This window comes from Alteraurantiacibacter aquimixticola, assembly GCF_004965515.1.
GTDB classification, from domain to species: Bacteria; Pseudomonadota; Alphaproteobacteria; order Sphingomonadales; family Sphingomonadaceae; genus Alteraurantiacibacter; species Alteraurantiacibacter aquimixticola.
This window is the reverse complement of the sequence record NZ_SSHH01000003.1, coordinates 246,487-271,374: the sequence shown is the minus strand read 5'-3', so window position 1 is coordinate 271,374 and position 24,888 is coordinate 246,487. Positions and strand designations below refer to the sequence as shown.

The 24,888-nt window shown below is 64.6% G+C and carries 23 protein-coding genes; 8 read left to right on the top strand and 15 right to left on the bottom strand.

Annotated elements, in window-relative coordinates; all coding sequences use genetic code 11:
* Positions 1-39 precede the first annotated feature (39 nt).
* The 4 genes from E5222_RS12235 to E5222_RS12220 all read right to left on the bottom strand — a co-directional run bounded on the left by E5222_RS12235 (position 40) and on the right by E5222_RS12220 (position 5,647).
* Positions 40-903 carry an alpha/beta hydrolase gene (locus E5222_RS12235; RefSeq protein WP_136694075.1) on the bottom strand — a complete coding sequence of 288 codons (864 nt, stop codon included), beginning with the start codon at positions 901-903 and terminating at the stop codon, positions 40-42.
* A complete protein-coding gene (locus E5222_RS12230) occupies positions 900-2,000 on the bottom strand; it encodes an NAD(P)-dependent alcohol dehydrogenase (protein ID WP_136694074.1) in 1,101 nt (366 codons plus the stop codon). The genes E5222_RS12235 and E5222_RS12230 overlap by 4 nt, the downstream gene beginning before the upstream one ends.
* 118 nt (positions 2,001-2,118) lie before the next feature.
* Positions 2,119-3,570, bottom strand: a complete 1,452-nt coding sequence (locus tag E5222_RS12225) for an aldehyde dehydrogenase family protein (RefSeq protein ID WP_136694073.1) — start codon at positions 3,568-3,570, stop codon at positions 2,119-2,121.
* Positions 3,571-3,634: 64 nt separating this feature from the next.
* Positions 3,635-5,647, bottom strand: coding sequence for a TonB-dependent receptor (locus tag E5222_RS12220; protein WP_136694072.1), 2,013 nt, complete (start codon positions 5,645-5,647; stop codon positions 3,635-3,637).
* Between the two features lie 104 nt (positions 5,648-5,751).
* Between E5222_RS12220 and E5222_RS12215 the strand changes: the two genes are divergently transcribed.
* Genes E5222_RS12215 through E5222_RS12205 form a run of 3 tightly spaced genes read left to right on the top strand, consistent with a single transcriptional unit; the run spans position 5,752 to position 8,978 of the window.
* Positions 5,752-6,333 (top strand): nuclear transport factor 2 family protein, encoded by a 582-nt coding sequence (locus E5222_RS12215; RefSeq protein WP_246021748.1) that lies wholly within the window; start codon positions 5,752-5,754, stop codon positions 6,331-6,333.
* Between the two features lie 4 nt (positions 6,334-6,337).
* Positions 6,338-8,524 carry an outer membrane protein assembly factor BamB family protein gene (locus tag E5222_RS12210; RefSeq protein WP_169053578.1) on the top strand — a complete coding sequence of 729 codons (2,187 nt, stop codon included), beginning with the start codon at positions 6,338-6,340 and terminating at the stop codon, positions 8,522-8,524.
* A gap of 49 nt (positions 8,525-8,573) precedes the next feature.
* Positions 8,574-8,978, top strand: coding sequence for a hypothetical protein (locus tag E5222_RS12205; RefSeq protein WP_136694070.1), 405 nt, complete (start codon positions 8,574-8,576; stop codon positions 8,976-8,978).
* Between the two features lie 58 nt (positions 8,979-9,036).
* Here E5222_RS12205 and E5222_RS16575 read toward each other — a convergent pair whose 3' ends face one another.
* The 5 genes from E5222_RS16575 to E5222_RS12185 form a co-directional block, all read right to left on the bottom strand.
* A complete protein-coding gene (locus tag E5222_RS16575; protein WP_169053577.1) occupies positions 9,037-9,186 on the bottom strand; it encodes a hypothetical protein in 150 nt (49 codons plus the stop codon).
* 46 nt (positions 9,187-9,232) lie between these two features.
* A complete protein-coding gene (gene infA / locus E5222_RS12200; protein ID WP_136694069.1) occupies positions 9,233-9,499 on the bottom strand; it encodes a translation initiation factor IF-1 in 267 nt (88 codons plus the stop codon).
* Between the two features lie 211 nt (positions 9,500-9,710).
* A complete protein-coding gene (locus E5222_RS12195) occupies positions 9,711-11,177 on the bottom strand; it encodes an aldehyde dehydrogenase (RefSeq protein ID WP_136694068.1) in 1,467 nt (488 codons plus the stop codon).
* Between the two features lie 27 nt (positions 11,178-11,204).
* Positions 11,205-13,406: a PQQ-dependent dehydrogenase, methanol/ethanol family gene (locus E5222_RS12190; protein ID WP_136694067.1), complete on the bottom strand. Its 2,202-nt coding sequence runs from the start codon at positions 13,404-13,406 to the stop codon at positions 11,205-11,207.
* The gene (locus E5222_RS12185; RefSeq protein ID WP_136694066.1) at positions 13,403-14,317 is read right to left on the bottom strand and encodes an SDR family oxidoreductase; all 915 of its coding nucleotides are present in this window, start codon (positions 14,315-14,317) and stop codon (positions 13,403-13,405) included. The genes E5222_RS12190 and E5222_RS12185 overlap by 4 nt, the downstream gene beginning before the upstream one ends.
* 71 nt (positions 14,318-14,388) lie before the next feature.
* Here E5222_RS12185 and E5222_RS12180 point away from each other — a divergent pair, with 71 nt between their 5' ends.
* Both E5222_RS12180 and E5222_RS12175 read left to right on the top strand, forming a co-directional pair.
* Positions 14,389-14,886: a nuclear transport factor 2 family protein gene (locus E5222_RS12180; RefSeq protein ID WP_136694065.1), complete on the top strand. Its 498-nt coding sequence runs from the start codon at positions 14,389-14,391 to the stop codon at positions 14,884-14,886.
* A gap of 107 nt (positions 14,887-14,993) precedes the next feature.
* Positions 14,994-16,562, top strand: coding sequence for a tannase/feruloyl esterase family alpha/beta hydrolase (locus E5222_RS12175; protein ID WP_136694064.1), 1,569 nt, complete (start codon positions 14,994-14,996; stop codon positions 16,560-16,562).
* Between the two features lie 3 nt (positions 16,563-16,565).
* Here the strand turns inward: E5222_RS12175 and E5222_RS12170 are convergent, their stop codons facing one another.
* Genes E5222_RS12170 through E5222_RS12155 form a run of 4 tightly spaced genes read right to left on the bottom strand, consistent with a single transcriptional unit; the run spans position 16,566 to position 19,931 of the window.
* Entirely contained in the window at positions 16,566-17,093 is a 528-nt protein-coding gene (locus E5222_RS12170) for a hypothetical protein (RefSeq protein ID WP_136694063.1), read from the bottom strand.
* On the bottom strand, positions 17,090-17,593 hold the full coding sequence (locus tag E5222_RS12165; RefSeq protein WP_246021747.1) for a c-type cytochrome: 504 nt from the start codon (positions 17,591-17,593) through the stop codon (positions 17,090-17,092). The genes E5222_RS12170 and E5222_RS12165 overlap by 4 nt, the downstream gene beginning before the upstream one ends.
* Positions 17,590-19,152 carry an FAD-binding oxidoreductase gene (locus tag E5222_RS12160; RefSeq protein ID WP_136694062.1) on the bottom strand — a complete coding sequence of 521 codons (1,563 nt, stop codon included), beginning with the start codon at positions 19,150-19,152 and terminating at the stop codon, positions 17,590-17,592. The genes E5222_RS12165 and E5222_RS12160 overlap by 4 nt, the downstream gene beginning before the upstream one ends.
* Before the next feature lie 14 nt (positions 19,153-19,166).
* Positions 19,167-19,931: an SDR family NAD(P)-dependent oxidoreductase gene (locus tag E5222_RS12155; RefSeq protein ID WP_136694061.1), complete on the bottom strand. Its 765-nt coding sequence runs from the start codon at positions 19,929-19,931 to the stop codon at positions 19,167-19,169.
* A 104-nt stretch (positions 19,932-20,035) separates the two neighbouring features.
* On the opposite strand from E5222_RS12155, the gene E5222_RS12150 reads away from it, so the two are divergent.
* Together E5222_RS12150 and E5222_RS12145 are read left to right on the top strand one after the other, a co-directional pair.
* A complete protein-coding gene (locus E5222_RS12150; protein ID WP_136694060.1) occupies positions 20,036-20,896 on the top strand; it encodes a DUF8021 domain-containing protein in 861 nt (286 codons plus the stop codon).
* Between the two features lie 117 nt (positions 20,897-21,013).
* Positions 21,014-22,231 (top strand): MFS transporter, encoded by a 1,218-nt coding sequence (locus tag E5222_RS12145; RefSeq protein ID WP_136694059.1) that lies wholly within the window; start codon positions 21,014-21,016, stop codon positions 22,229-22,231.
* Here the strand turns inward: E5222_RS12145 and E5222_RS12140 are convergent.
* Positions 22,228-22,677, bottom strand: a complete 450-nt coding sequence (locus tag E5222_RS12140; protein ID WP_246021746.1) for a nuclear transport factor 2 family protein — start codon at positions 22,675-22,677, stop codon at positions 22,228-22,230. The two genes, E5222_RS12145 and E5222_RS12140, sit on opposite strands and share 4 nt — an antisense overlap.
* A gap of 3 nt (positions 22,678-22,680) precedes the next feature.
* Positions 22,681-23,208 (bottom strand): MarR family winged helix-turn-helix transcriptional regulator, encoded by a 528-nt coding sequence (locus tag E5222_RS12135; protein WP_246021745.1) that lies wholly within the window; start codon positions 23,206-23,208, stop codon positions 22,681-22,683.
* 95 nt (positions 23,209-23,303) lie between these two features.
* Here E5222_RS12135 and nov2 point away from each other — a divergent pair, with 95 nt between their 5' ends.
* Entirely contained in the window at positions 23,304-24,788 is a 1,485-nt protein-coding gene (gene nov2 / locus E5222_RS12130; protein WP_136694058.1) for a lignostilbene-alpha,beta-dioxygenase NOV2, read from the top strand.
* Positions 24,789-24,888 lie beyond the last annotated feature (100 nt).

The following is a 24,888-nucleotide window of genomic DNA, read 5'->3' as shown; positions in this document are numbered from 1 at the left end:
CCGTCCCCATACCGGGGGCGGGCCGTTTCGCTTATGGCCCTAGCCCGTCACGCGTCCGACGAAGCCCGCCACCATGCGCTCCACCTCGCGCTGATCGCTGCCGATGGATAGCGCGGGGCTGAGGTGATTGTGGCCTGACAGGTATTGCATTTCGGGCAGGCGGTGCTTGGTCGCGGTCCATTGCTCGACCACTTGCGCTGCCTGCTGGTGGAAATCGTCCGGATCGAACTCGGCGACCGAGAACTGGATCGGCACTTCGCTCGCCAGCAGGCCGGCCATGCAGGATGCCGGGCCCCAGCCCTTGCGGTCCTTGCCGTAATAGGCCTCCGCGAACTGGTTGGGCTCGCAAGTCATGGTGTCATAAATGCCGCTCATCAGCACCGCCCCCGCAATGCCTTCCGCATGCTCGCGCCGATGGGCGAGATAGCCCGCCACATGCGTCGCCCCGGCCGACTGTCCGGACAGCACGATGCGCTCCGGATCGCCGCCATGGTCGGCCACATTGGCGCGCAGCCACTCCACCGCGGCCATCAGGTCGTCCGGGCCGGAAGGGAAGCGATTGTCGGGCGCGAGGCGATAGGTGATCGTCACGCCCACCCAGCCATGGCGCGCGGCGAAGTCGCCCATGTTCGAATAGAAGGGGGAGCCTTCGGTGTGCTTGTCCCCCATCACGAAACCGCCGCCATGGACGAAGACGAAGACCGGCGCGCCCTGCGGCGAACCTTGCGTGAAGATGTCCAGCCGGTTGCGCTCATCCGGACCGTAGCTGATGTCGCGCACCACCTTGGTATCGGCATGCATGCCATTGTTCATTTCGGCCATCATGGCTTGCGTGCCGCCAAGCATGTCCGGCGTGAGATTGGGGCCGAACGCTTCCAGCTTCTTGCGGATTGCAGGGGTCATTCGGCAGTCTCCATCAGCAGGACAGGCTTGATCGCCTTGCCGCTATGCGCATCGGCAAAGGCACGGTCGATCTCGGCAAAGGGGTAGAAGCTGAGCATGCGGTCGAAGGGGAACAGGCCCTGCCGCCAGTAGTCGGCGATCTTGGGCAGGAAGGTCCGCGGATTGGCGTCGCCGCCCAGGATCCCGCGCAGCTGCCGCCCGCCCGCCAGCATGGCGAACATTTGCGGCGCCCATTCGCCCAAGGGGGCCGCCACGAAGCCCGCCGTACCGTTCATCGCCAGCACGTCCAGCGCCAGCGTGTGAACGGCAGGCGCGTTGGTAGTGTTGAAGGTGAAGTCCAGCCCGCGCCCGGTCACACCCCGGATCTTGGCCGCCAGGTCCTCCGCATCGCCCCGGAAGCAATCGGTCGCGCCCAGTTCGTGCGCCAGCTCCAGCCGCTCGTCCGAGAGGTCGACCGCGACGATGCGCTTCGCCCCGACCAGCTTCGCGGCCATCACGGCTGAGAGGCCGACGCCGCCCGTGCCGAACACCGCGATCGTATCGCCGAAGCCGACCTTCAGCGCCTCGATCACGCCGCCCGCGCCGGTCACCACGCCGCAGCCCAATGGGCCGAGCTTCTCCAGCGGCAGGTCCTTGTCCATCTTCACCGCCGTGCGGACGGGGACGATGGAGTGGGTGGCGAAACTCGATTGCCCGAAAAAATGCGAATGCACCGCACCCTCGTCTCCGCACAGGGCGGTGGAGCCGTCGAGCCGCTTGCCGCCGAAGCACAGCGGCATGGCAAGGTCGCAATAGGTCGGCCGTCCCGCGAGGCAGGAGGGGCAGCGCCCGCAGCTATTGCCGCTGAGGATCACATGGTCGCCAGGCTCGAAACCCGTCACCCCCTCGCCCAGCGCCTCCACCACGCCCGCGCCTTCATGACCCAAAACGATGGGTTGCGGGCTGTGTCGGCCCGGATGCTCATGCAGGTCGGTATGACAGATGCCGGTGGCGACGAGGCGGATGCGCATCTCGCCCGCGCGCGGTTCCTCCTGCTCAAGCTGTTCGAGCATCGGCGCATCGCCGCCTCTCCCGCTCACGGCTGCGGTGATCTTCATTGCATCACTCCATTCAGCGTCATTGCGAGCATAGCGAAGCAATCCAGAGCGGCTCCGCATGGAACCCTGGATTGCTTCGTCGGCTCCGCCTCCTCGCAATGACGAACAGCTGGAAAGCTCACGCCTCCTCGTCCAGATGATGGTCGTTGCGGATATCGGCCACGGCTCCGGTCTGCGTCAGCAGGCTCTTGCGCCTGAGGAACCGGCGCAGGCTTTCCGGCCCGATGCGTGGGCTCCCATATCCCGACCAGCCGAAACTGTCCGACCCGAAAGTACGCAGCTTGGCAAAGGTGAGGAAAGTGTCCTGCAGGAAGATGCCGCCCGCATTGATGCGCCGGCCGATGGCCTTCGCCTCTTCAGCATCGCCCGCGATCACGCTGGCGGTGAGGCCGAAATGCGTATCGTTGGCGAGGCGGATTGCCTCCTCGGTATCGGAATAGGCCATTACCGGAATGCACGGACCAAAGGTCTCGTCCTGCATGATCAGCATGTCGTGGTTGACGCCGGTGAGAATGGTCGGGCGCAGATACAGCCCCCCGCCGATATTCTCGACCTCACCGCCGGTCACGACGGTCGCACCCTGCGCCACGGCATCGGCGATATGTGCGGTCACGATTGCCGCCTGCGGGGCGAAGGTGAAGGGGCCAATATGCCCCGCCTTGGGATTCTCGGCATTGAACCGCACCTCGCCCGCCTTTTCGGCCAGCAGGGCGACGAACTGGTCGTGCACGCTTTCATGCACATAGACGCGCTCGATCGAATAGCAGACCTGCCCGGTGGCATAGACCGCGCCGCGCAGCACGGCGGTGGCCGCGCGTTCGAGATCGGCGTTCTCGGTGACGATGCAGGGGTCCTTGCCGCCCAGTTCAAGGTTGCAGGGAATGAGCCGCTCGGCACAGGCGACGGCGACCTTGCGGCCGGTCGGCACGCTGCCGGTGAAGCAGATCGTGTCGACCTCCTCGATCACCGCCTGTCCGACTTGGCTAGGACCGGTGACATAATCGAACACCTTGGCCAGTTCGGGCACTTCGCGCACCGTCTCGAACAATGCCTCGATCACGCGCGGGGTGACTTCGCTGGGCTTCAGCAGCACGGCGGAACCGGCGAACAGGGCGGGGATCGCATCGAGCAGCGCCAGCATCAGCGGCGCGTTCCACGGGGAAATCACGCCGGTGATCGGATAGGCGACCACCTGCGATTCCACCTCGACCGTGGGCATGGAGGTGCTCATCCCCTTCCATGCGAGATCAGCAAAGGCTTTCGGAGCATCCTCCAGCCAGCCACCGATATTGCCCATGGTGATGAAGCCCTGGATATAGGAGGTGTGGCAGCCGCCGGTATCGACCGCATCGGCCTCTCCGATATCAGCCGCGCGCGCCTTCACCGCACCCAGCCAGCGCGCCATCACGCCGCAGCGTCCCTCCACGCCCATGGCTTCCCATGCGCGCTGGTTTTCGCGCAGGGCGGCGGCCTTGGCGGCGACCTCCTCGCGCGAGCTTACCGGTATCCTGTGATCGGCCTCACCGGTGCGCGGATTGCGCACCTCGAGCATCTCTGCGGCTGACGCCATTTCTCTCTCCCTCTGGCAGGACCATGCCTAACGGCTCGCCCTGCCAGAGGGTAGTGGAGAATTGTCAGAAACCGTAACGCAGCCCCACCCAGAAGGTCTGCGGAATGCCGTAATCCATCGACCCGCCCTGGTTGCGCGTGACGATCAGTTCGTCGAACAGGTTCTCCACCCGGACAACGGCGGACAGCTTGTCCACCAGCGGCACCTGCGCGAACAGGTCCACCGTGGTGGCCGCGGGCAGAACGTCACTTTCCTGGTCGTCCTCGAACTGGCTGGAGACATGGCGCAAGGTGGCGGCGAAGTTCATGCCGTTGGCTGTGCGGTAGCTCGCCGTGGCGCTGGCCATGAAGGTCGGCGTCTGCGGCGGCTTGTTGCCGTCGAGATTGCCCGCCGGGCCGGTGCCGCGGATCTCCGCATCGGTCAGCGCCAGGCTGCCATTGAAGCCCCAGGGTCCGCGCTGGATCGAGGTCGATGCCTCGACGCCCAGCGCCTCTATCGCATCGAGGTTCTGGCGCTGCCGCAGGTTCGTGTCGATGGTGACGTTGGCGATCGCGTCCTTCACCTCATTGTCGAAGACGGTGAGCGAGAAACGCGTATTGTCATCGGCATCGAAATCGACGCCCAGCTCGAAGCCTTCGAGCTTCTCCGGCACGAGGTCTTCATTGGCGAGCGTGGTGACGGGGAAGACCACGAAGGGTCGATAGAGCTCATTCAGCGTGGGCAGGCGGACGCCGGTATAGGCGGCGGCGCGCAGCGTGACCACTTCATTCGCTTCCAGCAGCGCGCCCGCGCGCCAGGTGACCTCCCAGTCCGAGCGGTCGGCGTAGCTATCATTACGGACCGGCGCGCCCGATCCGTCAAAGCTGCGGTAATAGCCGTCATTGATAGAGTAGCGGTCCGCACGCAGGCCGCCGGTCAGCGTCAACGCGCCCAACTCAATATCGTTCTCGACGAAGAAGCCGAGATTGGTGTTCACCCCGCCGGCGAAGCGTTCCTCGGTGAGGTTGCCTGAGAAGGCGGAATAGGCATCCTCGAACAAATCGCCCTCGCCGCGGCGATAGTCGGCGCCCAGGCGCAGGGTCATGTCGTCGCCAACGGGCGGGCGAATCTCGATCTTGCCGCCCTGGCCTTCGGCCGGCGTGTCCTTCTGGTCGAGCACGCGCACGAAGCGGGTGGAGCTGATCACGACATTGGTGAAGTTGCGCCACTGGGCATAAGCGAGCGCATCGACCTGCCACGGGCCACGGCTGACGAGGCGCAGCGAGAGATCCTCCCCGCGCACCGAGTTGTCGGCGCCTTCGAAACGCAGCGTGCGATTGTCCTCGAAGGCCATGCCGCGCAGCTGCAGTTCCATGTCGCCGACGCGCTGGACGAGCCGTCCGCTGGCCGACCAGGCATCGTAATTCGCGCGGCTGGTGGCGGGCACGCGGTCCGCTTCGGGCGTGGTGTAGAAGCCGTCGCCCTGGTCCCAGCTGCCGCTGATGACCGCAAAACCATCACCCACCTCGGGCGCGATGGAGGCGGACATCTGCGTGTCCCCGCGATGATTGACGAGGCCCTGTCCGGTGACGAGGCCCAGCGCATTCGCATCGGCGCTGTTGAGCTCGATCGTACCCGCCAGCGCGCCCGAACCGAACGGGCCGGAACCGCCGCCACGCGTCACGTCGATCGTGCCAAGCCGCTCGGGCGCGATGGCGCTGAAGGGGACATGGCCGAAGAAGGGATCGACCATCGGCACGCCGTCGAGCAGCACCAGCGCGCGGCTTGACGCATTGCCGCCCAGCGCACGCAAGGTCGCGCCCTGTGCCGAAGGGTTGGCGGAGCGGCTGTCCGAACGGCGGAACTGCTGGAAGCCGGCGGCATTCCCCAGCACGTCTTCAAGGCGGCCGGAGCCAGAGGAGACGATCTGCTCTCGCTCGATCTCCAGCGTCGAATAGGCGGGCGTCGCGGGCGTATCGGGCAGGCCGTCGCCCAGCACCACGATCACGTCTTCGTCGGTGTCGCTATCGGCATCCTGCGCCATGGCAGGCGCGGCGATCAGGGCAGCGGCGGTGCTGGCGAGCAGCAGGGTCTTCATGCGGATTCTCTCACCCAAGTTGATTTTGTCCGAAACGCCTCTAGCCGCTCCATCTTGCCGCGTCACCCCGCAAATGGCAGGAAGGCGGCGGAGAGGGGAATTTCATGCGGATCATGACCACGGCGCTTGCAGCTGTCCTGCTGGCAGGCTGCGCTGACACCAATCTGACAGACGAGGAAGCGGGCGACGCCGAGGGCGCGACCGAACTGACAGGAGCAAACGAAATGGCCGCCACGCCGCCGGCAGTTGCCGAGGATCACGAAGCCCTGCTGGCGAGTGCCGACCCGCAGCTCGCCGCCAACAAGCGGCTGGTCTATGACATGTACCGCATAGTGCTGCAGGCGGGCCTGGCCGACCGCGCGGGCGAGTTCATCCGCGATGACTATATCCAGCATAACCCCAATGCCGCGCAGGGCCTGTCCGGCGTGCAGGATTATATCCGCGCCACCCGCCCGGAGCGGGAGATCGAGGAGAAGCTGGAACTGCCGCTGATCCACCTGATGGCGGAAGGCAATTACGTTCAGACCGCCTTCGTGCGCACCGAGACGGGCGCCAATGGCGACACCTATTACTCCACCTGGTTCGACCTCTACCGCATCGAAGACGGCAAGATCGCCGAACACTGGGACCCGATGCTGAAGAGTGACGTGCCCATCGATCCCAATGAGCAGCGGCTGGAGGACTGAGCCCATGCGCATGATGAGCAAGCTGGCACTGGGAGGCGCGCTGGCTTCGCTCGCGCTGGCACAGGCATCGGGCCAGAGTATCCAAGGGTCCTCCGGCAGCTTCACCCCCGTCACCGACACGGAGGTCCAGAACCCCGATCCGGCTGACTGGCTCAGCTGGCGGCGTACGCTCGATAGCTGGGGCTATTCACCGCTCGACCAGATCACCCGCGAGAATGTCGCGGACCTGCGCATGGTCTGGGTGCGCCCGCTGCCTCCCGGCCACCAGGAAGGCACGCCGCTGGTGCATGACGGGGTGATGTATTTCCCCGGGCCCGCCGACGTGATCGAGGCGATCGATGCGAAATCGGGCCAGTTGATCTGGCAATATCGCCGCCAGCTGCCCGAGGATATCGGCGACTATTTGCCGGTCTATGACACCAACCGGAACATCGCGATCTACGGCAACCTCATCATCGCCGCCTCGGCCGACGATTACATCTACGCCCTCGATGCCCGCACGGGCGAGGTCGCGTGGGAAACCAAGATCCTCGATTACCGCCACGGCGCCAAGCAGAGCAGTGGCCCGATCATTGCCGAAGGCCTCGCCATTACCGGCCGCAGCTGCGAGCCCGAAGGCGGCCCCGAAGCCTGCGTCATCACCGCGCACAATGCGCTGACCGGCGAGGAGGTGTGGCGCACGCCCACCATCGCGCAAGGGTCCGATCCCAACGACGCCACATGGGGCGACGTGCCGCTGGAAGACCGGCAGCAGGTCGGCGCATGGATGATCGCCAGCTACGATCCCGAATTGCGCCTGGTCTATATGGGCACGTCGGTCACCGCGCCCGCGCCCAAGATCGCGCTGGCGGGGCCTGAGCACACCTATCTCTACCACAATTCCACGCTGGCTCTGGATGTGGAGACCGGCGCAATCCGCTGGCATTATCAGCACATGGTCGACAATTGGGATATCGACCATCCCTTCCCCCGCATGCTCGTCGACACCGCACAGGCACCCGATCCGGCGGAGGTCAGCTGGATCAATCCCGATATCGAGCCGGGCCGCACCTACAAGGTGCTGACCGGCGTTCCCGGCAAGACCGGGGTGATCTACACGCTCGACCGCGAGACGGGCGAGTTCCTGTGGGCGCGGCCGACGATCGAGCAGAACCTTGTCGGCGATATCGACGGAGCAACGGGCCGGGTGACTCTTAATCCCGAGACCGTGCCCACCGAATACGGGAAGGCGCTGTATATCTGCCCCAGCCCCGCTGGCGGCACCAATTACCCGGCAGGCGCGTTCAGCCCGCTGACCGGGATCATGTATCTCACCTCCACCAATACCTGTTCGGAAGTGACCGCGCTCGATCCTGCGACCAATCCAGGCGTCTATGCCATGTCCAACCGCCAGCACATCGCACCGGGCGCGGAGGACAATGTCGGCGTGATCCATGCGGTCAGCGCCGAGAACGGGCGGACCGCATGGGAATGGTCCACCCGCGCTGGAATGCAGAGCCTGATGACCACGGGCGGCGGCCTGCTCTTCGCGGGCGATGCCGGCGGCTATTTCCGCGCAATGGACCAGTTGTCCGGCGAGATATTGTGGCAAGTGAATTTGGGCTCCAGCGTCACCGGCTATCCGGCCACCTTCATGGTCGACGGACAGCAATATGTCGCCGCCTCCACCGGGCGCTGGCTCAACGATACCTTCACGCCGGAACTGACGCATGGGGCGCAGAACACCCTCTTCGTCTTCGCCCTGCCGCAAGCGGGGATCGGCCATGCCGGGCCTTATCGCGCGCCGGTGAACCCGGCGGGCCGCGCCATTGCGGTCGATCCGGCGCAGAATAACGGGCAGGGCGCGAGCTTCAGCCGCAAGGTGGGTGACGGTGTCTATTCCGCAGCACAGGCACGCGCGGGCGAAGCGCTTTATCGCCAACGCTGCGCGGCCTGCCATGGCACGGACTTCCAGCCTGCGCCGGGTTCACCGACCCTTCGCGGCGGGGCCTTCCTCACCAATTGGCGCGGCCGCTCCGTGGGTGACCTCTTCGCCTATACGCGCGACAACATGCCGGTGGGCCAGGGCGGATCGCTCAGCGACGCGCAATATCTCTCGCTTGTCGCCTATATGCTGGAAATCAACGGATATCCGCATGGCGAGGAGCTCGATCCGGACGAGGCGATGCTCGCCGCCATCGGCTTCGAGTGAAACCGGACTGGGAATCGCAGCGAAACACGGGATTTGAGGAATGGATGGCATGAGACTGATTATCGCCGCCGCCAGCGCACTCACCCTGCTGGCCGCCTGCACGCAGGAAACGGGCGAAGATGCCGATGCGACAGCCGAAATTGCAGCGGAAGGCCCGGTCCAGGCAACCAGCGCGGTGACTTTCGACGAGCATATCGGCACGTGGAACGTCACCTATGCCGATGGCTCCACCGCCGTCACCACCAATCGCGAGGATGGCAGCTTCACCACCGAACTGGGCAGTGGCGAGGTGATCGAAGGGCTGTGGGCGCTGAGCGATGACGGCACCACCTGCTGGGACTCGGGCGGCGAGGAAGGCGCGACCTGCTACACCGTCAGCCCCGCTGCCGAAGACGGATCACGCACGCTGACGTTGGAAGACGGCACCGAAGTCACGGTGACGCCTGCGGAATAATCGGCTCGGAAATGCAAAAGGCGGCACTCCTTCGCGGGAGGGCCGCCTTTCTCTCGTCTCAGTCCACCATGGCGGCGACAAGCTGTCGCAGTTGCACGGGGCTGAGGATGGGCGCGGTATCCTTGGCGGATGCGCGCTTGTGCTTGGGGCCACCGAAATTGAGGCCGAGCACGCGGCGCGGTTGATGCGCCATACTTACGGTATTCATTCTTATCCTCTTGCGGGCGTCAGCCTTTGCTGCACCCGTCTGTATTCTAGCGCCTGAACCCCCGGCCGCGTGGTCCGCCCGGGCCCTGCCCCGGCGTTTTCTCGCGATAGACGATGCGGCCTTTCGACAGGTCATAGGGCGTCATTTCGACGTGTACCCTGTCCCCTGCGACCGTACGGATACGGAAGCGGCGCATCTTGCCGGCGGTATAGGCGATGAGACGGTGGTTATTGTCGAGGAGAACGCGGAAACGGCCGTCGGGCAGGACCTCTTCGATCTCGCCTTCGACTGTAAGCAGTTCTTCCTTCGCCAAAACGTACCTCTCATTCAAAATAATATGCTGCGCGCCGCGCAATCAGGGGCGCGGCATGCAAGTGATGTTCAATTTGGAAATGATGGCGCGAAAACGTATTTTCAGGCGGCCATTTCCTGTCGCGAACGACGTTGGACAAGGCTCATATAATACGACACCCGCAAAATTACAATGCGGGTGCCGATTATTTCAAATTTGTGCGCTGAAATGTTCAGGCTGGGGCGCCATCCAAGAGGATAGTCTTGGTCTCCAGATAACCCCACAAGCCTTCATCCCCGCCTTCGCGGCCGATGCCGGACTTCTTGTAGCCGCCGAAAGGCGCTGTCCATTCCATGCGCATGCCGTTCTGGCCGACCACGCCGGTGCGGATCTGGCGGGCGATGTCATAGGCGGCCTGCGGATCATTGGTGAAGACGCTGCCATTGAGGCCGAAATCGGACTCATTCGCGATGCGGATCGCGTCGGCTTCATCCTCCGCCGGGATCAGGCACAGGACGGGACCGAAGATCTCCTCCTGCGCGATGCGGCTCTGGTTATCGACGTTCGCGAACAGAGTGGGCTCGATATAATAGCCCTTGTTCATATGCGCCGGGCGCTGGCCGCCGGTGATGAGGTCCGCGCCGGACTTCTTGCCTTCCTCGATATACATCTCCACGCGGTCACGCTGGCGACGCATGGCAAGCGGACCAAGCTGGCTTTCAGGATCGGTCGGATGGCCGATCTTCACGCCCTTCATCACGCCGGCGATGGCCTCGGCCAGCTCGTCATGGCGCGCCTTGGGCACGATGGCGCGGCTGAGCATGGCGCAGACCTGTCCGCTCATCACGGTAATCGTATTGCCGAGAATGCCGGCGGCCGCCTCGGTCGGGAAATCGTCGCGGATGATCGCGGCCGACTTACCGCCCAGCTCGAAAGTCGCGCGGGTCATGTTGGCACCGCAGACGCTCGCGATATGCGCGCCTGCCGCCGAGGAGCCGGTGAAGGTAACCTTGTCGATGAGCTTTGAATGGATCAGGTGATCCGCCGCCTCGCGATCGGCGGGAACGAGGTTCACCGTGCCAGGAGGCATGCCTGCAGCTTCCGCCGCCTCGGCAATGATGAAGGCCTCCAGCGGAGTTTCGGGCGAAGGCTTCATGATCACGGTGCAGCCTGCGATCAGCGAGTAGAAGACCTTGTTGGCCATGATGGCGAAAGGCCCGTTCCACGGCGCGATCGCGGCGACAACGCCAACCGGTTCGCGCACGATGCATACGGTATCGACCGCCATGCCGGGGCGGCGTTCTTCCCACTGGAAGCGCTCACCCAGCGAAGCGATGCCGCGCAGGCCCGCAACCGAACCGGCATGCATCGGCCCTGCCGCCGTGGCGAGGCCACCGATCTGCGCGGTCCATGCCTTGGCGAGTTCCGGCGCACGCGGTTCGAGCTGGTCGACGAACTGCATCAGCTTCGCCATCCTCTCTAGCGGGGGCGTGCGCGGCCAGGGTCCGTTGTCGAACGCCTCACGCGCGGCGGCGACGGCGCGGTCCATGTCCACATTGTCGGCATGGGCGACGCGGGCAACGATTTCCTCGTCCGCCGGGTTCTCCACCTCGATCGTGTCGGTACCATGCGGGGCGACCCATTCGCCGCCGATAAACAGCTTGTCGGGGTGCTTGATGTTCACGCCTTCGGGGGTCATCGGGTCTCTCCTCTTCAGGGAATTCTATCAGTAATTGGACAGGATTGTGAGCGACTGCGTGTCGAGCGGCAGGCCGCGGCGCTGCAGTTCGAGTTCGCGGGCGCGCAGGCTTTGTTGGCTGTCGATCAGGAAGGCATGGATGGCCTTGACCTGATCTTCGTTCAGCCGGTCATCCCAGCGCGGCATGCCATTGGGCACGAGCAGGCCTTCCAGCACGATCTGCTGGAAAGCACCGTGCACGCCGCTGTTCATGCGCCTGAGGTCCGGCAGCGGAGCGCGCGGCTGGTTCGAATGGCAGATACTGCAATTCGCGGTGAACAACCCGCTACCCATGGCGATCATCTCGGGCGTCGCGTCTTCATATTGCGCGGGCGGTTCGTCGGCAGGCTGCAAGGCAGGCAGGTCATCAGGGATCGGCACTTCGCCGCCACCCAGACGGAACACCAGCAGGCGGTTGCGATTGCCCTTGTGATAGGCCGCTGCATAGCCAGGCACGAAGCCCCAGCCGCCGCCGCCCCAGCCGGTCGCCACGGCGACATATTGCACGCCGTCGACCGAGTAGGTCATCGGCGCGGCCATGATTGAGGAGCCGGTGTCAATCCGCCAGAGCTCCTCGCCTGTATCGCTGTCGCGCGCGAAGAGCTGTCCGGCAAGGTTGCCGTGGAAGACCAGCCCGCTCTTGGTCGCGAGCGCGCCGTGGCGGTCCTGCCAGCCGAGCGATTCCACCGCCCACTTGGTCTCGCCCGTCATCGGGTCGATCGCGCGCAGCTCGCTCTTGAAAGGCTGGTCCTTCACCCATTGCCACTGCGGGTGGTTCTCCACCGCCTCACGCACCGGAGGCGGCAGGGTGGGCACGGCAGCCTCAAGGTCGGGCGTGAAGAGGATGGCGGCACCGGCATTGAGGAATTTCTCCTGCCGCTCCACATTGTCGACAGGCCCCGGCAGCCACAGCAAATTCCCCATGTCGAGGACATGCGCGAAATAGCTGTTACGCGTGGGGTCGTATGCCGCCGGATACCAGTTCCGCGCGCCGGGCGATCCGGGGAAGACGATCTGCGGACCATTGGTGTAGTCCGACGTCTCCAGCGTCATGTTCGGGCGACCAGCTTCGAGGTCCCAGCCATCGGCCCAGTTCGTGCGCACGATCGGATTGGCGGCAAGCGCCTTGCCCGTCTCGCGGTCGATCACGAAAAAGAAGCCGTTCTTCGGCGTGTGCATGATGACGGGGCGCTGCTCGCCATCCACTTCCATGTCCGCCAGCAGCATGGGCTGGGTCGCGGTAAGGTCCCAATTGTCCTGAGGCGTTTCCTGCAGATACCAGTTCATCTCCCCGCTCTCGCGGTCGAGCGCGACCAGCGAGTTCAGGTAGAGATTGTCCCCGCCGCCGGGCGAACGGATCGCCTGCGGATAGGGGCCGCCATTGCCGGTACCGATGATCACCTGGTCGAAGGTCGGGTCATAGGTGATGGCATCCCAAACCGTGCCGCCGCCGCCGATATCCCAGCGAGTCTCCTCGCTCCAGGTCTCCAGCGCCGCGTCGAGCTCCGCATGCTCCTGAGCGCCCTCGGCCGGATCGTGCGGGATGGTGAAGAAGCGCCACGCCTCCTCGCCATCGTCGACGTGATAGGCGGTGACATAGCCGCGCGTGTCATATTCCGCGCCAGCATTGCCGATCACCACCAGGTTTCCGGCGAGTTCCGGTGCTCCGGTGGAAGTATAGCCGCGGCCATGATCGATGATCGTGTCGACCGACCATTCCACGGCGCCACTCTCGGCATTAAGCGCATAGAGCATGCCGTCAGCCGCGCCGACGATCACCTTGCCTTGCGAAACCGCAATACCGCGATTGGCCCAGTCGCAGCAGATCGAGCGGGCGATCTGCATGTCCATTTCAGGGGTGAAGGTCCACAGCTCCTCCCCCGTCGCAGCGTTGAGCGCATAGACCTTGCCGAGCACACCAGAGGTAAACATCACCCCGTCGATGACGACGGGCGTTGCCTCCTGCACGCGAGCGGAGCCGAGATCATATTCCCATGCCAGCCCTAGTTCGGCGACATTGTCCGCATTGATGCCTTCCAGCCGCGAGAAGTGGCTTTCCGCCCAGTCGCCGCCGGGATTGTCCCAGTTCTCGCCCGCGCCGTAGATCGAGGTATCGACTTCGGGCACGTCCTCGCCGCAGGCGGCGAGCGCCAATGCGGCGGCGAATGCGATTGAGATGCGCGCGATCATGCCGGCCATGCTCCCTTATATTGCTCCAGCACCGATTTTAGACTGCGCGGTCTCTTGCCGGTGATGCGCTCGACATCGTCGGACTGCACATCGAAATAGCCTTCGCGGATCGACTGGCCGAAAGTCACCATGCCTTCGCTCGCCCACGGAATCGGTCCGTCGGGCACCACGTCCGATGCCTTGCGCGGAACGCCGAGCGAATCGAAATACTGATACATGCCCTCGTCATCGACATGCTGGAGGTCGATGGGCTTTCCTGCCATTTCGGAGATCATCGCAACAGCCTCCGGGATGGAGACGAGTTCCGGTCCCGTCACGTCATAGGCCTTGTTGGCATGGCCATCCTGCGTCAGCACTGCGACCGCGATATTCACGCAATCCTCGCGCGCAACCATGGCGACCTTGCCGTGCCCCGCATTGTCGGGCTTGCTGCCCGCCTGCAAAGCCGGGATCGCCATCGCAGTCGCCACGGCATCGGCATAGAGGCTGTTACGCAGGAAGGTGTAGTCCGCGCCGCTCGCCTTGATGATCTGTTCGGTATCGTAGTGGTCGGTCTGCTCGACGCCCGGATGGTCCTCCAGCCCGCCGCCGATCACCGAGGTATAGACGATGTGCTTCACGCCATTGGCGACAGCGGCCTCCACCGCGTTGCGGTGCTGCTCCACGCGGGTGCCAACGCGCAGGGTGGAGATGAGTAGCATCTTCTCCCCGCCTTCCATCGCTTTGACGAGGCTCTCCGGATCGTCGAAATCGGCCTGCCGCACCACGGCGCCCTTGGAGGCGAGGTCTGCCAGCTTTTCGGGCGAGCGGGTCAGGCACACCACATCTTGCGGTGCGACCTTCTGCAGCAATTGCTCGGCTGCTGCGCGCCCGAAATTTCCCGACGCGCCGGTGACGATGATCTTGCCCAAACTGCCCTCTCCTTCTTGGCAGGCGATATTAACGAGTGTTACGGTTGTGGCAACCTGAGAGGAGAGAGAACTTGCCGCAAATTTCCATCGAGGACCGCCTTGGTCTGCAGGACCTGATCGCCGACTATGGCTGGGCGCTCGACACGGGCGATGTCGAAACGCTGGTCACTTGCTTCACCGAAGACTGCGTGATGAGCGAGGAAGTGTTCGAGGATCCCGATATCTGGGAGGGGCATGATGGGATTCGCGGCCTGATGGCCCATTACGCCAATGCCCCCGGCTTCCCCGGCCGCCAGCATCATGTGACGCAGACGAAATACTTCCCGCAGGAGGATGGATCGGTGAAGCTGAAGAGCTTCGCCTTCGTCACCGAATGCCATGACGAGCCGCCTTACGAACTGCGCTTCTGCGGCTGGTATGACGATCACGCGGTGAAGGGCGCGGACGGCAAGTGGCGCTTCCATCGCCGCATCGTGCGGCTGTGGGATGGCGAGGTGCTTCAGCGCTTCCCCGGCCATGGCGAATGGAAGCCGAGGAAGCGCCCCGACAGCCTGATCATCAAGCGCTGATCTGCCCGCACCACTTGCACATTCCAACGCGGTTCTTGGACCATCACCCATTGCCGCTTTTCGCCGCGCCCGCCTCGCGTAAGATGGCGGACAAAGGGGAGGATCACATGACATTCCGGACCATTCTTGCCATTTCCAGCGCCAGCGCCGCGCTGGTACTTTCTGCGCCCGCTATGGCGGCTTGCGAGGACCTTGCCGCGATGGATCTGGACGGCGGCACGATCACTTCGGCCGAAGTGGTCGCCGCCGGTGCCTTCGAGGCGCCTGCCACGGGTTTCGGCCCGCCGCCGGGCGTCGCCGCATCGCCCTTTGCCGATGTCCCGCAATTCTGCCGCGTGCGGATAACGCTGACGCCAAGCGACGATTCGGACATCAAGAGCGAGGTCTGGCTGCCGCTGTCGGGCTGGAACGGCAAATATGTTGGCGTCGGCAACGGCATCTGGGCAGGCTCGATCTCCTACGCTGAGATGGGCCGCAACCTCGCCCGCAACTATGCCACCGCCGCCACCGATACCGGCCATGTCGGCACCGGCCTGACCGCCGAATGGGCGATCGGGCACCCGGAAAAGCTGGTCGATTTCGGCCATCGCGCGGTCCACGTCACCACCGTCGCGGCGAAGGCCGTGGTCGAGGAATTCTACGGCCGCGGGCCGGACCTGTCCTTCTGGAATTCCTGTTCCACCGGCGGGCGGCAGGGGCTGATGGCGGCGCATCGCTATCCCGATGATTTCGACTCTATTTCGGCCATGGCTCCGGCTAATCCGATGACGGATTTGATGACGCAGAGCATGTGGATCGGCTGGCAGGCGCAGCGCTTCGGCGTCTCGCTCGATCCCGCCGCGCTCGGCCTCGTCCATGGCGCGGTGGTCGCGCAATGCGATGCGCTGGACGGGGTTGAGGACGGCGTCGTCGGCCGCCCGCTCTCCTGCGGTTTCCAGCCCGCCAGCCTGCAATGTGCGCCCGGCCAGTCGGAAGGGTGCTTGTCCACGGGGCAGGTGCAGGCCGTCCAGGCGATCTATGAAGGTGTGCGGGCGAGCGACGGCAGCTGGCTGCTGCCCGGCTGGCCGCGCGGCTCCGAAATGCAGATGCTGGCGCTGACCATGGGCGCGGAGCCCTTCCCCGTCGCCATGAGCTATTTCCGCGATCTCGTCTTCCAGGGGCAGGTCGGCTGGGACTGGAAGACGATGGATTACCGCAGCTACACCGATCTCGCACGTGAGTATGGCGGCGACATTCTCAACGTACCGTCGACCGGCCTCGACGCCTTCTTTGCACGCGGCGGCAAGCTGCTGCTCAGCCATGGCTGGAATGACGGGCTGATCCCGGCGACCAACACGCTCGCCTTCCATCACGGCCTCTACAATGCCCTGCCCGCCAGCCAGCGCGAGAGCCAGCTGCGGCTGTTCATGGCCCCGGGCATGGATCACTGCTCCGGCGGCGAGGGACCAAGCGAGTTCGACACTCTGGGCACGATCGACAGCTGGGCGAGTACGGGGGCAGCTCCCAACCGCATGATTGCCACAAGGCCGGTTCAGGCGGCAGGCGGCTTCGGCGGTCCTCCCCCGCCGCCGCGCGATCCGATGGAGCGCCCGCTCTGCGCATGGCCCACAGTCGCCATCCATGACGGCGAAGGCGATCCGGCGCTGGCGAGCAGCTTCAGCTGCGGGATGGAGTAAGGCTCAAGCGCGCGGGACGAGCACCCAGCCGATCGCCATTTCGCGATCGCTTGTTGCCGGTCCCGTAGCAGCGGGCCATTCGCCGCGCTGCGGGTTGACCGCCCATGCGGCCAGCGTCTCCGCCCAATTGCCCCGCGCGGCCACGGCCATGCGGTTGAGCGGCAACCAGTGCGAATGGCAGGTATTGGCGCTGCAGCCATCGGCCTTGCCGAGGAATTCGCTCGCCAGCACATAGCCCGCTTCCGCCGCGACTTCGCCCAGCAGAAGCGCTTCGGCATGGCGGCTGATCCCGGCGATGAGGGCAGGCGCATCGGCCACCACCTCTCGCCCCAGCCGCACCATGTCGCCGGTAATGGCGCGCGAGTAACCGCCCGAAGCGCGCGCGGCATCGGCAAAGCGGCGCCCTGCGGCGAGCGTATCGTCATGCAGCAGCGAGGAATTGCCGCCCATCTGCCATTGCCAATTGGCAAGGCCTGCCGCTGCGGGGACGGCGAGCGCCCCCAGCATCATGCCCCTGCGCGTAACCTTCATGGCGCCACCTCATGCGGACCGGCGGCAAGGTAGTCGGCGATTGCCTGCATCTGCTCGTCCGAGACCTCGCCGCGCGGGATGGCGGGCATATTGCCGATGCCGTTGCGGGCTGCGGCAATCACGAAGGCGGCGGGCAAATTGTCGCGCAGTTCCAGCAAGGGTTGCGGACGGCCAGCGCGCTGCAACAGGCCGGTGCCCATGCCGTTGGCGGTGTGGCACATGGCGCAATATTCGACATAGAGCGCCTCGCCGCCGGTGGCATCGGGGCGCTTGGCCATGGTGATCGGCTGCGGCATGCCCGGGCGCGGCGCGGGGGCTGCGGCTGCTTCCGGCGCATCATCCGCCTGCGCAGCAGCAATGCCGGCGCATCCGGCGAGAGCAAGGGCTGCCGCACCCCACCCCGTCATCCCCGCGAAGGCGGGGATCCAGCCGCGGATGCCGCGCTTGCGAGCCTCTGGATTCCCGCCTTCGCGGGAATGACGATTGAAGAGGTTACTCATTGTCCGCGCTCCCCTGCAAAGGCACTCGGCCAGATGCCGCTCTTGCCCGGCGCGATGATACCATTGGGGTCGAGCGCGTTCTTCACCTTCTCGTTCAACCGCAGCAAGGCATTATTGTTGAAGTCATAGCTGCCCGCGACAAGGTCCATGTAATCGAGATGCGTGCGATATTCGCCATACCCTTGCGCCTTCGCATCGGCGACCAGCGTGCGGAAGAACGGGTCTATCCGCCCCATCATTGCCGGGTCGTCCTTGTTGAAGACCATGGCGTTCACGTTGGTCAGGTGCCGCTCGCCGAAAGCGAAGCTGCCCTGATAGTCCATCCCGTATTCCTGATAGCGGGCATAGGTGCGGCGGAATTGCGCCAGCGCCGCATCGCCATCCTGCGGGATGATGGGGCTGAAACCGATATGCCCGCCGCGACCGCCATACCAGTTCACATTCTGCATCGGGAAGGTCATCGGCGTGCCGGTCCAGCCGGTATATTCCAGCGGTTCGCCGCGCCGCCAGCTGGTGGGCGTGATCTTCATCGGTCCGGCATTGCCCATCGCCTCTTCGAGGATCTTGTAGGCCGCCTTGTTCACGTCCTCGCGGCCATAGAGCCTGAGCGAGACGCCCCACCAGCCGATATCGAACTGCTTGCGGATGGCATCGATCACCGCATCGGAGAGCGCGCCCGGCTCGTCGGTCCAGTCGGTGCGTCGGGTGAGGACGGCGGCCGCGCGCATCCAGTTGCCGATGGAAGGGGACTGCGTCAGCACGCGCTCGCGCCGCAGCGGGGCGATGGTATCTACCATCACCTTCAGGTCCTCCGGCCGGTCGAATTCGACATCCATGCCCATCAGGCTCTCGGGCTCGGGCATCATCCACATGCCCATCTTGGTGACGATGCCGAAGTTGGACTGGACGAACATCTGGTCCCAGCCCGGCCCGAAACCGAAGGGATAGGCCTGCCAGGTCGGCGCATTGCTGAACGCACCCATGCCCGTGCGGACGAGGTCGCCATCGGGCATCACCACTTCGAGGCCGCAGATATTCTTCGTATGCTCGCCATAGGGCGTGTAGCCGACGCCGCGATCGAGGGCGTTGCCCATCACCGAACCCCAGCTATTGCCGGGGGTGGAGAGCCAGTAGGGCAGATTGTTCTGCTGCACGAAGTCATAGAGGTCGTAGAAGCTGACGCCCGGCTCCACGATCACCGTGCCCTGCTCCGCGTCGAACTCGATCTTCTTCATGCGGCTTAGGTCGAGCACGACCGAACCTTCGAGCACAGGCGCGGTGCCGCCATAACCGAGGTTCTTGCCACGGCTGATCGGGAATAGCGGCAGGCGATACTGGTTGGCGATACGCACCACCGCCTGCACTTCCTCTACGCTCTCGCAAGCAACCGCGCCGGAGGGATGATGCGCCTCGTCATCCACCGCGAACTTGTCGAGATAGGAGGTGCGGTCGAGATCCTCGAAGAACACCTTGTTCGCACCCAGCACGCTTTCGAAAGCGCGCTGCGCCTGGGTCAGCTTCTGCAGGGTGAAATCGGGGGGAAGGCGAAGGTCTGCCATATGTCTCTACCTTGTCAGCCTGCCGACCACTGGGTTCGGGCAGGTGGGCGCGTGCCGGCGTCGAGCCGGATCACCTCGCCATTGATGAGCGGGTTTTCGATGATGAAGAGCGCGGTCTTGGCGAACTCGTCGGCCCGTCCGGCGCGCTTGGGGAATTCGGCGTCCTTGAGCAGTTCGGCGACGAAATCCTCCGGCAGGAAGGAGACCATCGGCGTTGCCATGAAGCCGGGCGCAATGCCGGCGCAGCGGACATGATACTGCGACATGTCGCGCGTCCATACCAGTGTCAGCCCCGCGAGACCCGCCTTGGCGGCGGTGTAGGCGCTCATGCCCTCCTGCCCTTCGAAACTGGCGATGGAGCAGGCATTGATGATGACGCCGCGCTCTTCGTCCTCGCCGGTCGGGTCGTTGGAGGTCATACGATGGGCGACTTCGGCAGTGACATTGATCGCGCCCATCAGGTTGACGTCGATCACCTTGCGGATCGCTGCGACATCGCCCGGACCTTCCGCACTGGCGATGGGGCCGATGCCGCCAATGCCTGCGGAATTGACGAGGATGTGGATCGCGCCCTGCGTGGAGGAAATGCGCTCCACCGCCCCTTTCACCTGCGCCGGATCGGAGACATCGCAGGCCACGCATTCCGCGCCATCGGGCGGCGTTCCGCCAAGGTCGAGCGTCACCACGCGGCACCCGCGCGCAAGCAGCGCAACCGCCGTCGCCTCGCCAAGACCTGAGTTGCCGCCGGTGACGACAGCCAGCTTTCCGCTAGGATCCATTCCTTCTCCCAGGAAACAATGCACACCGCGATTCCCGTCGCGACTTTAACGACCGTTACTTTTGAGCTAGCACCGCGCCAAGTCAAGGTGAGGGGGAGAGGAAGTTGGCGTCTCGCGAACAATTGCTTGGGGTGTGCGATGCCTATCTGGCATCGCTGGCAGCACGCGCGGTGGGCGCGGCTCCCCTGGCGAGAGAAGTGTTCAACACGGAGAATAATGTCCAGCTCGATCCGGGGGACGGCTGCTGGAACACGATCACGGAACTCCACAATTACCGGCTGGTGCTGGCCGAGCCGGAGGCGAACCAGGTCGCCGTCTTCACCGCGATCGAGGAGACCGATGCGCTCAATCCTTGCTGCATCCGCATGGAGGTTGATGCGGACGGCCTGATTTCGGGCGTGGAGACGGTGGTGGCGCGCAATGAGGACGAAGGTTTTCCCTTCGGACCGCAGTTCTTCAAGGACAAGCCCGCCATGCTCGCGCCCGTGCCGCCGGAAGAGCGGATGAGCCGTGAGGAGCTGGTGCGCATCGCCGATGGCTATTTCGAGACGATCGAGCGCAATGACGGTACGATCAACACGGTCTTCGCGCCCGATTGCAACCGCGTGGAAAACGGCGTGCAGACGACCAATAATCGCGACTTCCCGTTGCAGATCGCGCGGCTGGGTTGCGAGGAGCAATTCGCGCTCGGCTGGTATCGCTATGACGACGATCTGCGCGCGCGCCGCTTCCCGCTGGTGGACGTGGAGCAGGGCATTGTGCTTGCCTATGGCTTTATCGACCATTCGGGCGCGCTGGGCTCCTACACGCTCACCAATGGCGAGGTGGTGACGAGCCCGATACGCCGTCCGCACAGCTATTACCTTGCGGAGGCGTTCAAGATCACCGGCGGGGCGATCCGGCAAGTGGAAGCGGATTTCCTGACCGTGCCCTATCGCATGCCGAGCCCCTGGGATGCGCGGTAACCGCCGTTCGCCCTGAGCCTGTCGAAGGGCCGCTTTTCCTTTGACCCGTCGCGAGAAAACAAGAACGATGCTTCGACAAGTTCAGCATGACCGGGCTTGGGAGGGGATAGACAGAAGATGACCAATACGGGCCGCATCGCCGCGCTTGTCTTCCTGGCGGGCGTATTCGTCATGGAAGGCTATGACATTGCCGCCATGGGCCTTGCCGTGCCGCGGCTGGGCGATGCGCTGGAGCTGGAGGCGACGAGCTTCGGCTGGGTCTTCACCGCGCTGCTGGTCGGCATCGGCATTGGCGGTGCGGGCCTTGCGCCTTTCGGCGACCGGCTGGGCAGGCGCACGCTGATAGTCGCAGGTTGCATCGCCACCGGCATCTTCACCCTCGCCACCTCGACCGCAACGAGCATCGGCGAATTCCTCGCCTGGCGCGGGCTGACCGGTATCGCGCTGGGCGCGGCACTGCCCAATGTCAGCGCGCTTTCGGCAGAGATCGCACCGGCGAAATGGCGCGCGACGGTAATGGCGATTGTCTCCGCCGGCATCCCGCTGGGTATTGCGGTGGCCGGAGTGATGGCACGCTATGTGATCGATGCGGCAGGCTGGCAGGGCCTGTTCTACGTCCCCGGCCTGTTTGCACTGGTGCTCGCGGTGGTGCTTTACCTGCTGCTCGAGGGAGGCCCGCCGGAATCGGCGGCGGGTGCCGACAAAGCGGCCTCCGTCCCGCAAGTCCAGCTGTTCCGCCAGCCCTGGGTGCTGCCCTTTGCGGTCTTCGCCACGATCCTCGCGCTGAATGCGCTCAACCTTTACCTGCTCAATAGCTGGGTGCCGACAGTGCTGCCGCTGGCGGGCTTCAGCCTTGACGATGCAGCGACGATTTCGGGCATTGTGCAATTCGCCGGCCTCGGCATCGGCGTGGCAGCGAGTTTCGGGGTAGACCGCTGGAACAAGTCCTTGTCGCTCGTCCTCATGTTCGGCGCGATGGCGCTGTGCTTCCTCGGCGTGAGCATGACCGCGCCCGAGCCGACGCTTTGGATCGCCCTGCTCTGCGTAGGCGTAGGCGGGGCCTCTGCGGGCGGCATGGTGTTGCCTGCGCTGTGCGTCTACCTCTTCGCGCCGCGCCTGCTCTCGACCGCGATCGGCCTTGGCGTGATGGTGGCGCGGCTGGGCGCCTTTGCCGGGCCGCTGGTGGGTCAGGCGATCCTCGATGCCGAAGCCGGCCCCAACGCCTTCTTCTTCGCCGCCTTCGTGCCGGCAGCGCTCTGCGCCGTCATGGCCCTGCTGGTGCCGATGGCGCTGAAGGTGAAGCAGCGGGAAGAGGCGGAAGCCGAGCCCGCCTAAGGCCGGAAGTCCAGCGCGCCGACGCGTTCCTTGAAACGCCAGCCTTCGGGCGTCAGCACGCAGAGGTCAGTGAAGGTGCCGATCAGCGGGCTCTTCGGGTCCTGCACCGGCAGGCCGCCATCCTCGGACACGTCGCCCATATAGAGCACGATCACGCTTTTCGCCCGCGCGGTCGCGGGGCCTTCCACGCTGACGAGGATATTGGCGATAGTGTGCCGCTGCGCCCGCGCGGGCCGGGCACGGAAGCCGTCGAGGATCGCCTGGCGCCCGACGATGGGATCGCCGCCGCTCGGCCGCCGGAAGGTCGCATCCTCGGTATAGAGCGCGGCACATTTCTCCCAGTCCTGCTCATCGTTGGCCCAGGTATATTCGTGGATCAGCCGCGCGATTTCGGCCTCGACAGCCTGCCGCTCGTCATCATGCATGCCATAGGGATTGCGTACCATGTCTCAGTCCTCTTCCGGCTTCGTCGCTTCGAGGAAGGCGGAGCGGCCCTCTTCGTCCTTTTCCTCCAGCCGGTCGATCAGCCGGCCGACCAGCGCATCGAGCGCACCCAGTTCCGCCTCATCCATCTCGGCGAGGAGATAGTCAGCCACCTTCTCGCTCTGCGGGCGCATCACGTCATAGAGGGCCTGCCCCTCCTCGGTCAGCGTCAGCCATTTGCGGCGGCGATTGCCGGTATCGCGTTCCACATGCACGCGGCCATGACGCTGCAGCGTGGCGACCGCGCGCGACACACTCATGACGTTCACGCCGGTCAGTTCCGCCACTTCATGGCTGGCTGTGCGGCCCAGCGCACCGATCGTCATCAGCAGGCGGAATTCATTGAGCGAGATGCGATAGCGATGCGCCAGATGCGTGCTGAAAGGCGCCATCAGCCGGTTGTTCAGCTTCAGCAGGTCATGCAGCAGCGCGCCCTTGAAGGTCATGCCGCCGGCCAGCCGGTCCTCTTTCCGCTTTGCATTGGCATTCGCCACGCTCTTCCCCTCATTCGGCAGCAATCGCTGTTTCCCGCAACCGTAACAGCTGTTAGCGTTGTATGCGAGGAATCAGAGAAGAGAGGAAGCCGGGCATGAGTGCCTTTCCGCAGACAATTCATTTCATCGGCACCAATACGCCGCGCCGCGTTGAGATGTCGGTACGCAATCTTGAAGTGGAGGGAGAAATCCCCGCCGACGTCAACGGCGCCTTTTTCCGCGCCGTGCCCGACAACGCCCATGCGCCGATGTTCGATGACGATATCGCGCTCAACCACGATGGCATGATCGCGCGCTTCAATATCGAGGACGGCGCGGTCGATTTCGACATCAAATATGTCGAAACCGAACGCTACCTCGCGGAGAAGGAAGCGCGCCGCGCGCTGTTCGGCCGCTATCGCAATCCCTTCACAGACGATCCGAGCGTCGAGGGCAAGGACCGCACCGTGGCGAACACCACGCCCGTCTGGCACGCGGGCCGCCTGTTCATGACCAAGGAGGACGGGCGCGGTTACCAGGTCAATCCGCACACGCTGGATACCGTCGGCCGCTGGGATTACGAGGGCAAGCTCAAGTCCCAGACCTTCACCGCCCATCCGCGTATCGATCCCGAAACGGGCGAGATGTTCTTCTTCGGCTACGAAGCTGGCGGCCTGTGCACGCTCGATGTCGCCTATTGCATTGCCGACAAGGACGGCAACCTCGTGAAGGAGCAGTGGTTCGACCAGCCCTATTGCTCCACCATCCATGACTTCGTGATCACCGAGAAATACGCGATCTGGCCGATCTTCCCGACGCTGGCCGATCTCGACCGGCTGAAGGCGGGCGGCGCGCATTGGGCGCATAACCAGGACCTGCCGAGCTATATCGGCATCATGCCGCGCTATGGCGATGTGTCGGAAATCAAGTGGATCGAGGGGCCCAAGGGCGTCTCCGTCTTCCACGAGGTAAACGCTTACGATGACGGCGACCTCGTCCATATCGACATGTGCCTGACCGATACCAACGCCTTTGCCTTCATGCGCGAGGCGGGCGGCATTCACCGCGAGCAGCAGGATATCCAGGGCGCGCTCACCCGCTGGACGCTCGACATGTCGAAGGACGAGCCGACACTGGAGGAACGCCCGATCGGCCCTCCCGGCGACCTGTGCCGGGTGACCGATGCCGACCAAGGCCGTCACTACAACCGCGCCTGGTATCTCAGCATGAACCCCGAAGCGAAGGGCCCGCCCATGCTCGGCGGCCCGGTAGGGGCGAATTTCAACCTGCTGATGCGGATCGAGCCCGGCAATGGCCGCGTCACCGCGATGGAAGTACCCCCCGGCGGCGCGATCAGCGAACCGGCGCATATCCCCTCGTCCGAGGAAGGCCATGGCGGCTGGCTGGTGATGGTGATCGACGTTCCCAACGGCCCGCCCGGCGGCAATCCGGCGGATTACTCGTCCGAGCTGTGGGTGGTCGAAGCCGATGCGGTGGAGAAAGGCCCCGTGGCCAAGGTCAAGACCGGCCTGCCGCTGCGCAGCCAGGTCCACGGCACCTGGGTCAGCCGTGAAAAGCTCGATAATTCGAAGGTGAAGTAAAGGGCGGAGGCTGCGCGCCCCGACCCGCAAATGAACATCGAATTAAACCGCCACCTCCCCCCTTGTGTCATCGCGCAAGGGGGGCATACTCTCCGGCGGA

What these genes read in the sequence shown, in the direction of transcription:
- E5222_RS12230 (WP_136694074.1), bottom strand. Translation starts at nt 2,000, where the DNA reads ATGAAGATCACCGCAGCCGTGAGCGGGAGAGGCGGCGATGCGCCGATG.
- E5222_RS12195 (WP_136694068.1), bottom strand. Translation starts at nt 11,177, where the DNA reads ATGACCCCCGAAGGCGTGAACATCAAGCACCCCGACAAGCTGTTTATC.
- E5222_RS12190 (WP_136694067.1), bottom strand. Translation starts at nt 13,406, where the DNA reads ATGATCGCGCGCATCTCAATCGCATTCGCCGCCGCATTGGCGCTCGCC.
- E5222_RS12225 (WP_136694073.1), bottom strand. Translation starts at nt 3,570, where the DNA reads ATGGCGTCAGCCGCAGAGATGCTCGAGGTGCGCAATCCGCGCACCGGT.
- E5222_RS12175 (WP_136694064.1), top strand. Translation starts at nt 14,994, where the DNA reads ATGACATTCCGGACCATTCTTGCCATTTCCAGCGCCAGCGCCGCGCTG.
- nov2 (WP_136694058.1), top strand. Translation starts at nt 23,304, where the DNA reads ATGAGTGCCTTTCCGCAGACAATTCATTTCATCGGCACCAATACGCCG.
- E5222_RS16575 (WP_169053577.1), bottom strand. Translation starts at nt 9,186, where the DNA reads ATGAATACCGTAAGTATGGCGCATCAACCGCGCCGCGTGCTCGGCCTC.
- E5222_RS12235 (WP_136694075.1), bottom strand. Translation starts at nt 903, where the DNA reads ATGACCCCTGCAATCCGCAAGAAGCTGGAAGCGTTCGGCCCCAATCTC.
- E5222_RS12210 (WP_169053578.1), top strand. Translation starts at nt 6,338, where the DNA reads ATGCGCATGATGAGCAAGCTGGCACTGGGAGGCGCGCTGGCTTCGCTC.
- E5222_RS12220 (WP_136694072.1), bottom strand. Translation starts at nt 5,647, where the DNA reads ATGAAGACCCTGCTGCTCGCCAGCACCGCCGCTGCCCTGATCGCCGCG.
- E5222_RS12160 (WP_136694062.1), bottom strand. Translation starts at nt 19,152, where the DNA reads ATGGCAGACCTTCGCCTTCCCCCCGATTTCACCCTGCAGAAGCTGACC.
- E5222_RS12215 (WP_246021748.1), top strand. Translation starts at nt 5,752, where the DNA reads ATGCGGATCATGACCACGGCGCTTGCAGCTGTCCTGCTGGCAGGCTGC.
- E5222_RS12170 (WP_136694063.1), bottom strand. Translation starts at nt 17,093, where the DNA reads ATGAAGGTTACGCGCAGGGGCATGATGCTGGGGGCGCTCGCCGTCCCC.
- E5222_RS12165 (WP_246021747.1), bottom strand. Translation starts at nt 17,593, where the DNA reads ATGAGTAACCTCTTCAATCGTCATTCCCGCGAAGGCGGGAATCCAGAG.
- E5222_RS12140 (WP_246021746.1), bottom strand. Translation starts at nt 22,677, where the DNA reads ATGGTACGCAATCCCTATGGCATGCATGATGACGAGCGGCAGGCTGTC.
- E5222_RS12205 (WP_136694070.1), top strand. Translation starts at nt 8,574, where the DNA reads ATGAGACTGATTATCGCCGCCGCCAGCGCACTCACCCTGCTGGCCGCC.
- E5222_RS12145 (WP_136694059.1), top strand. Translation starts at nt 21,014, where the DNA reads ATGACCAATACGGGCCGCATCGCCGCGCTTGTCTTCCTGGCGGGCGTA.
- E5222_RS12155 (WP_136694061.1), bottom strand. Translation starts at nt 19,931, where the DNA reads ATGGATCCTAGCGGAAAGCTGGCTGTCGTCACCGGCGGCAACTCAGGT.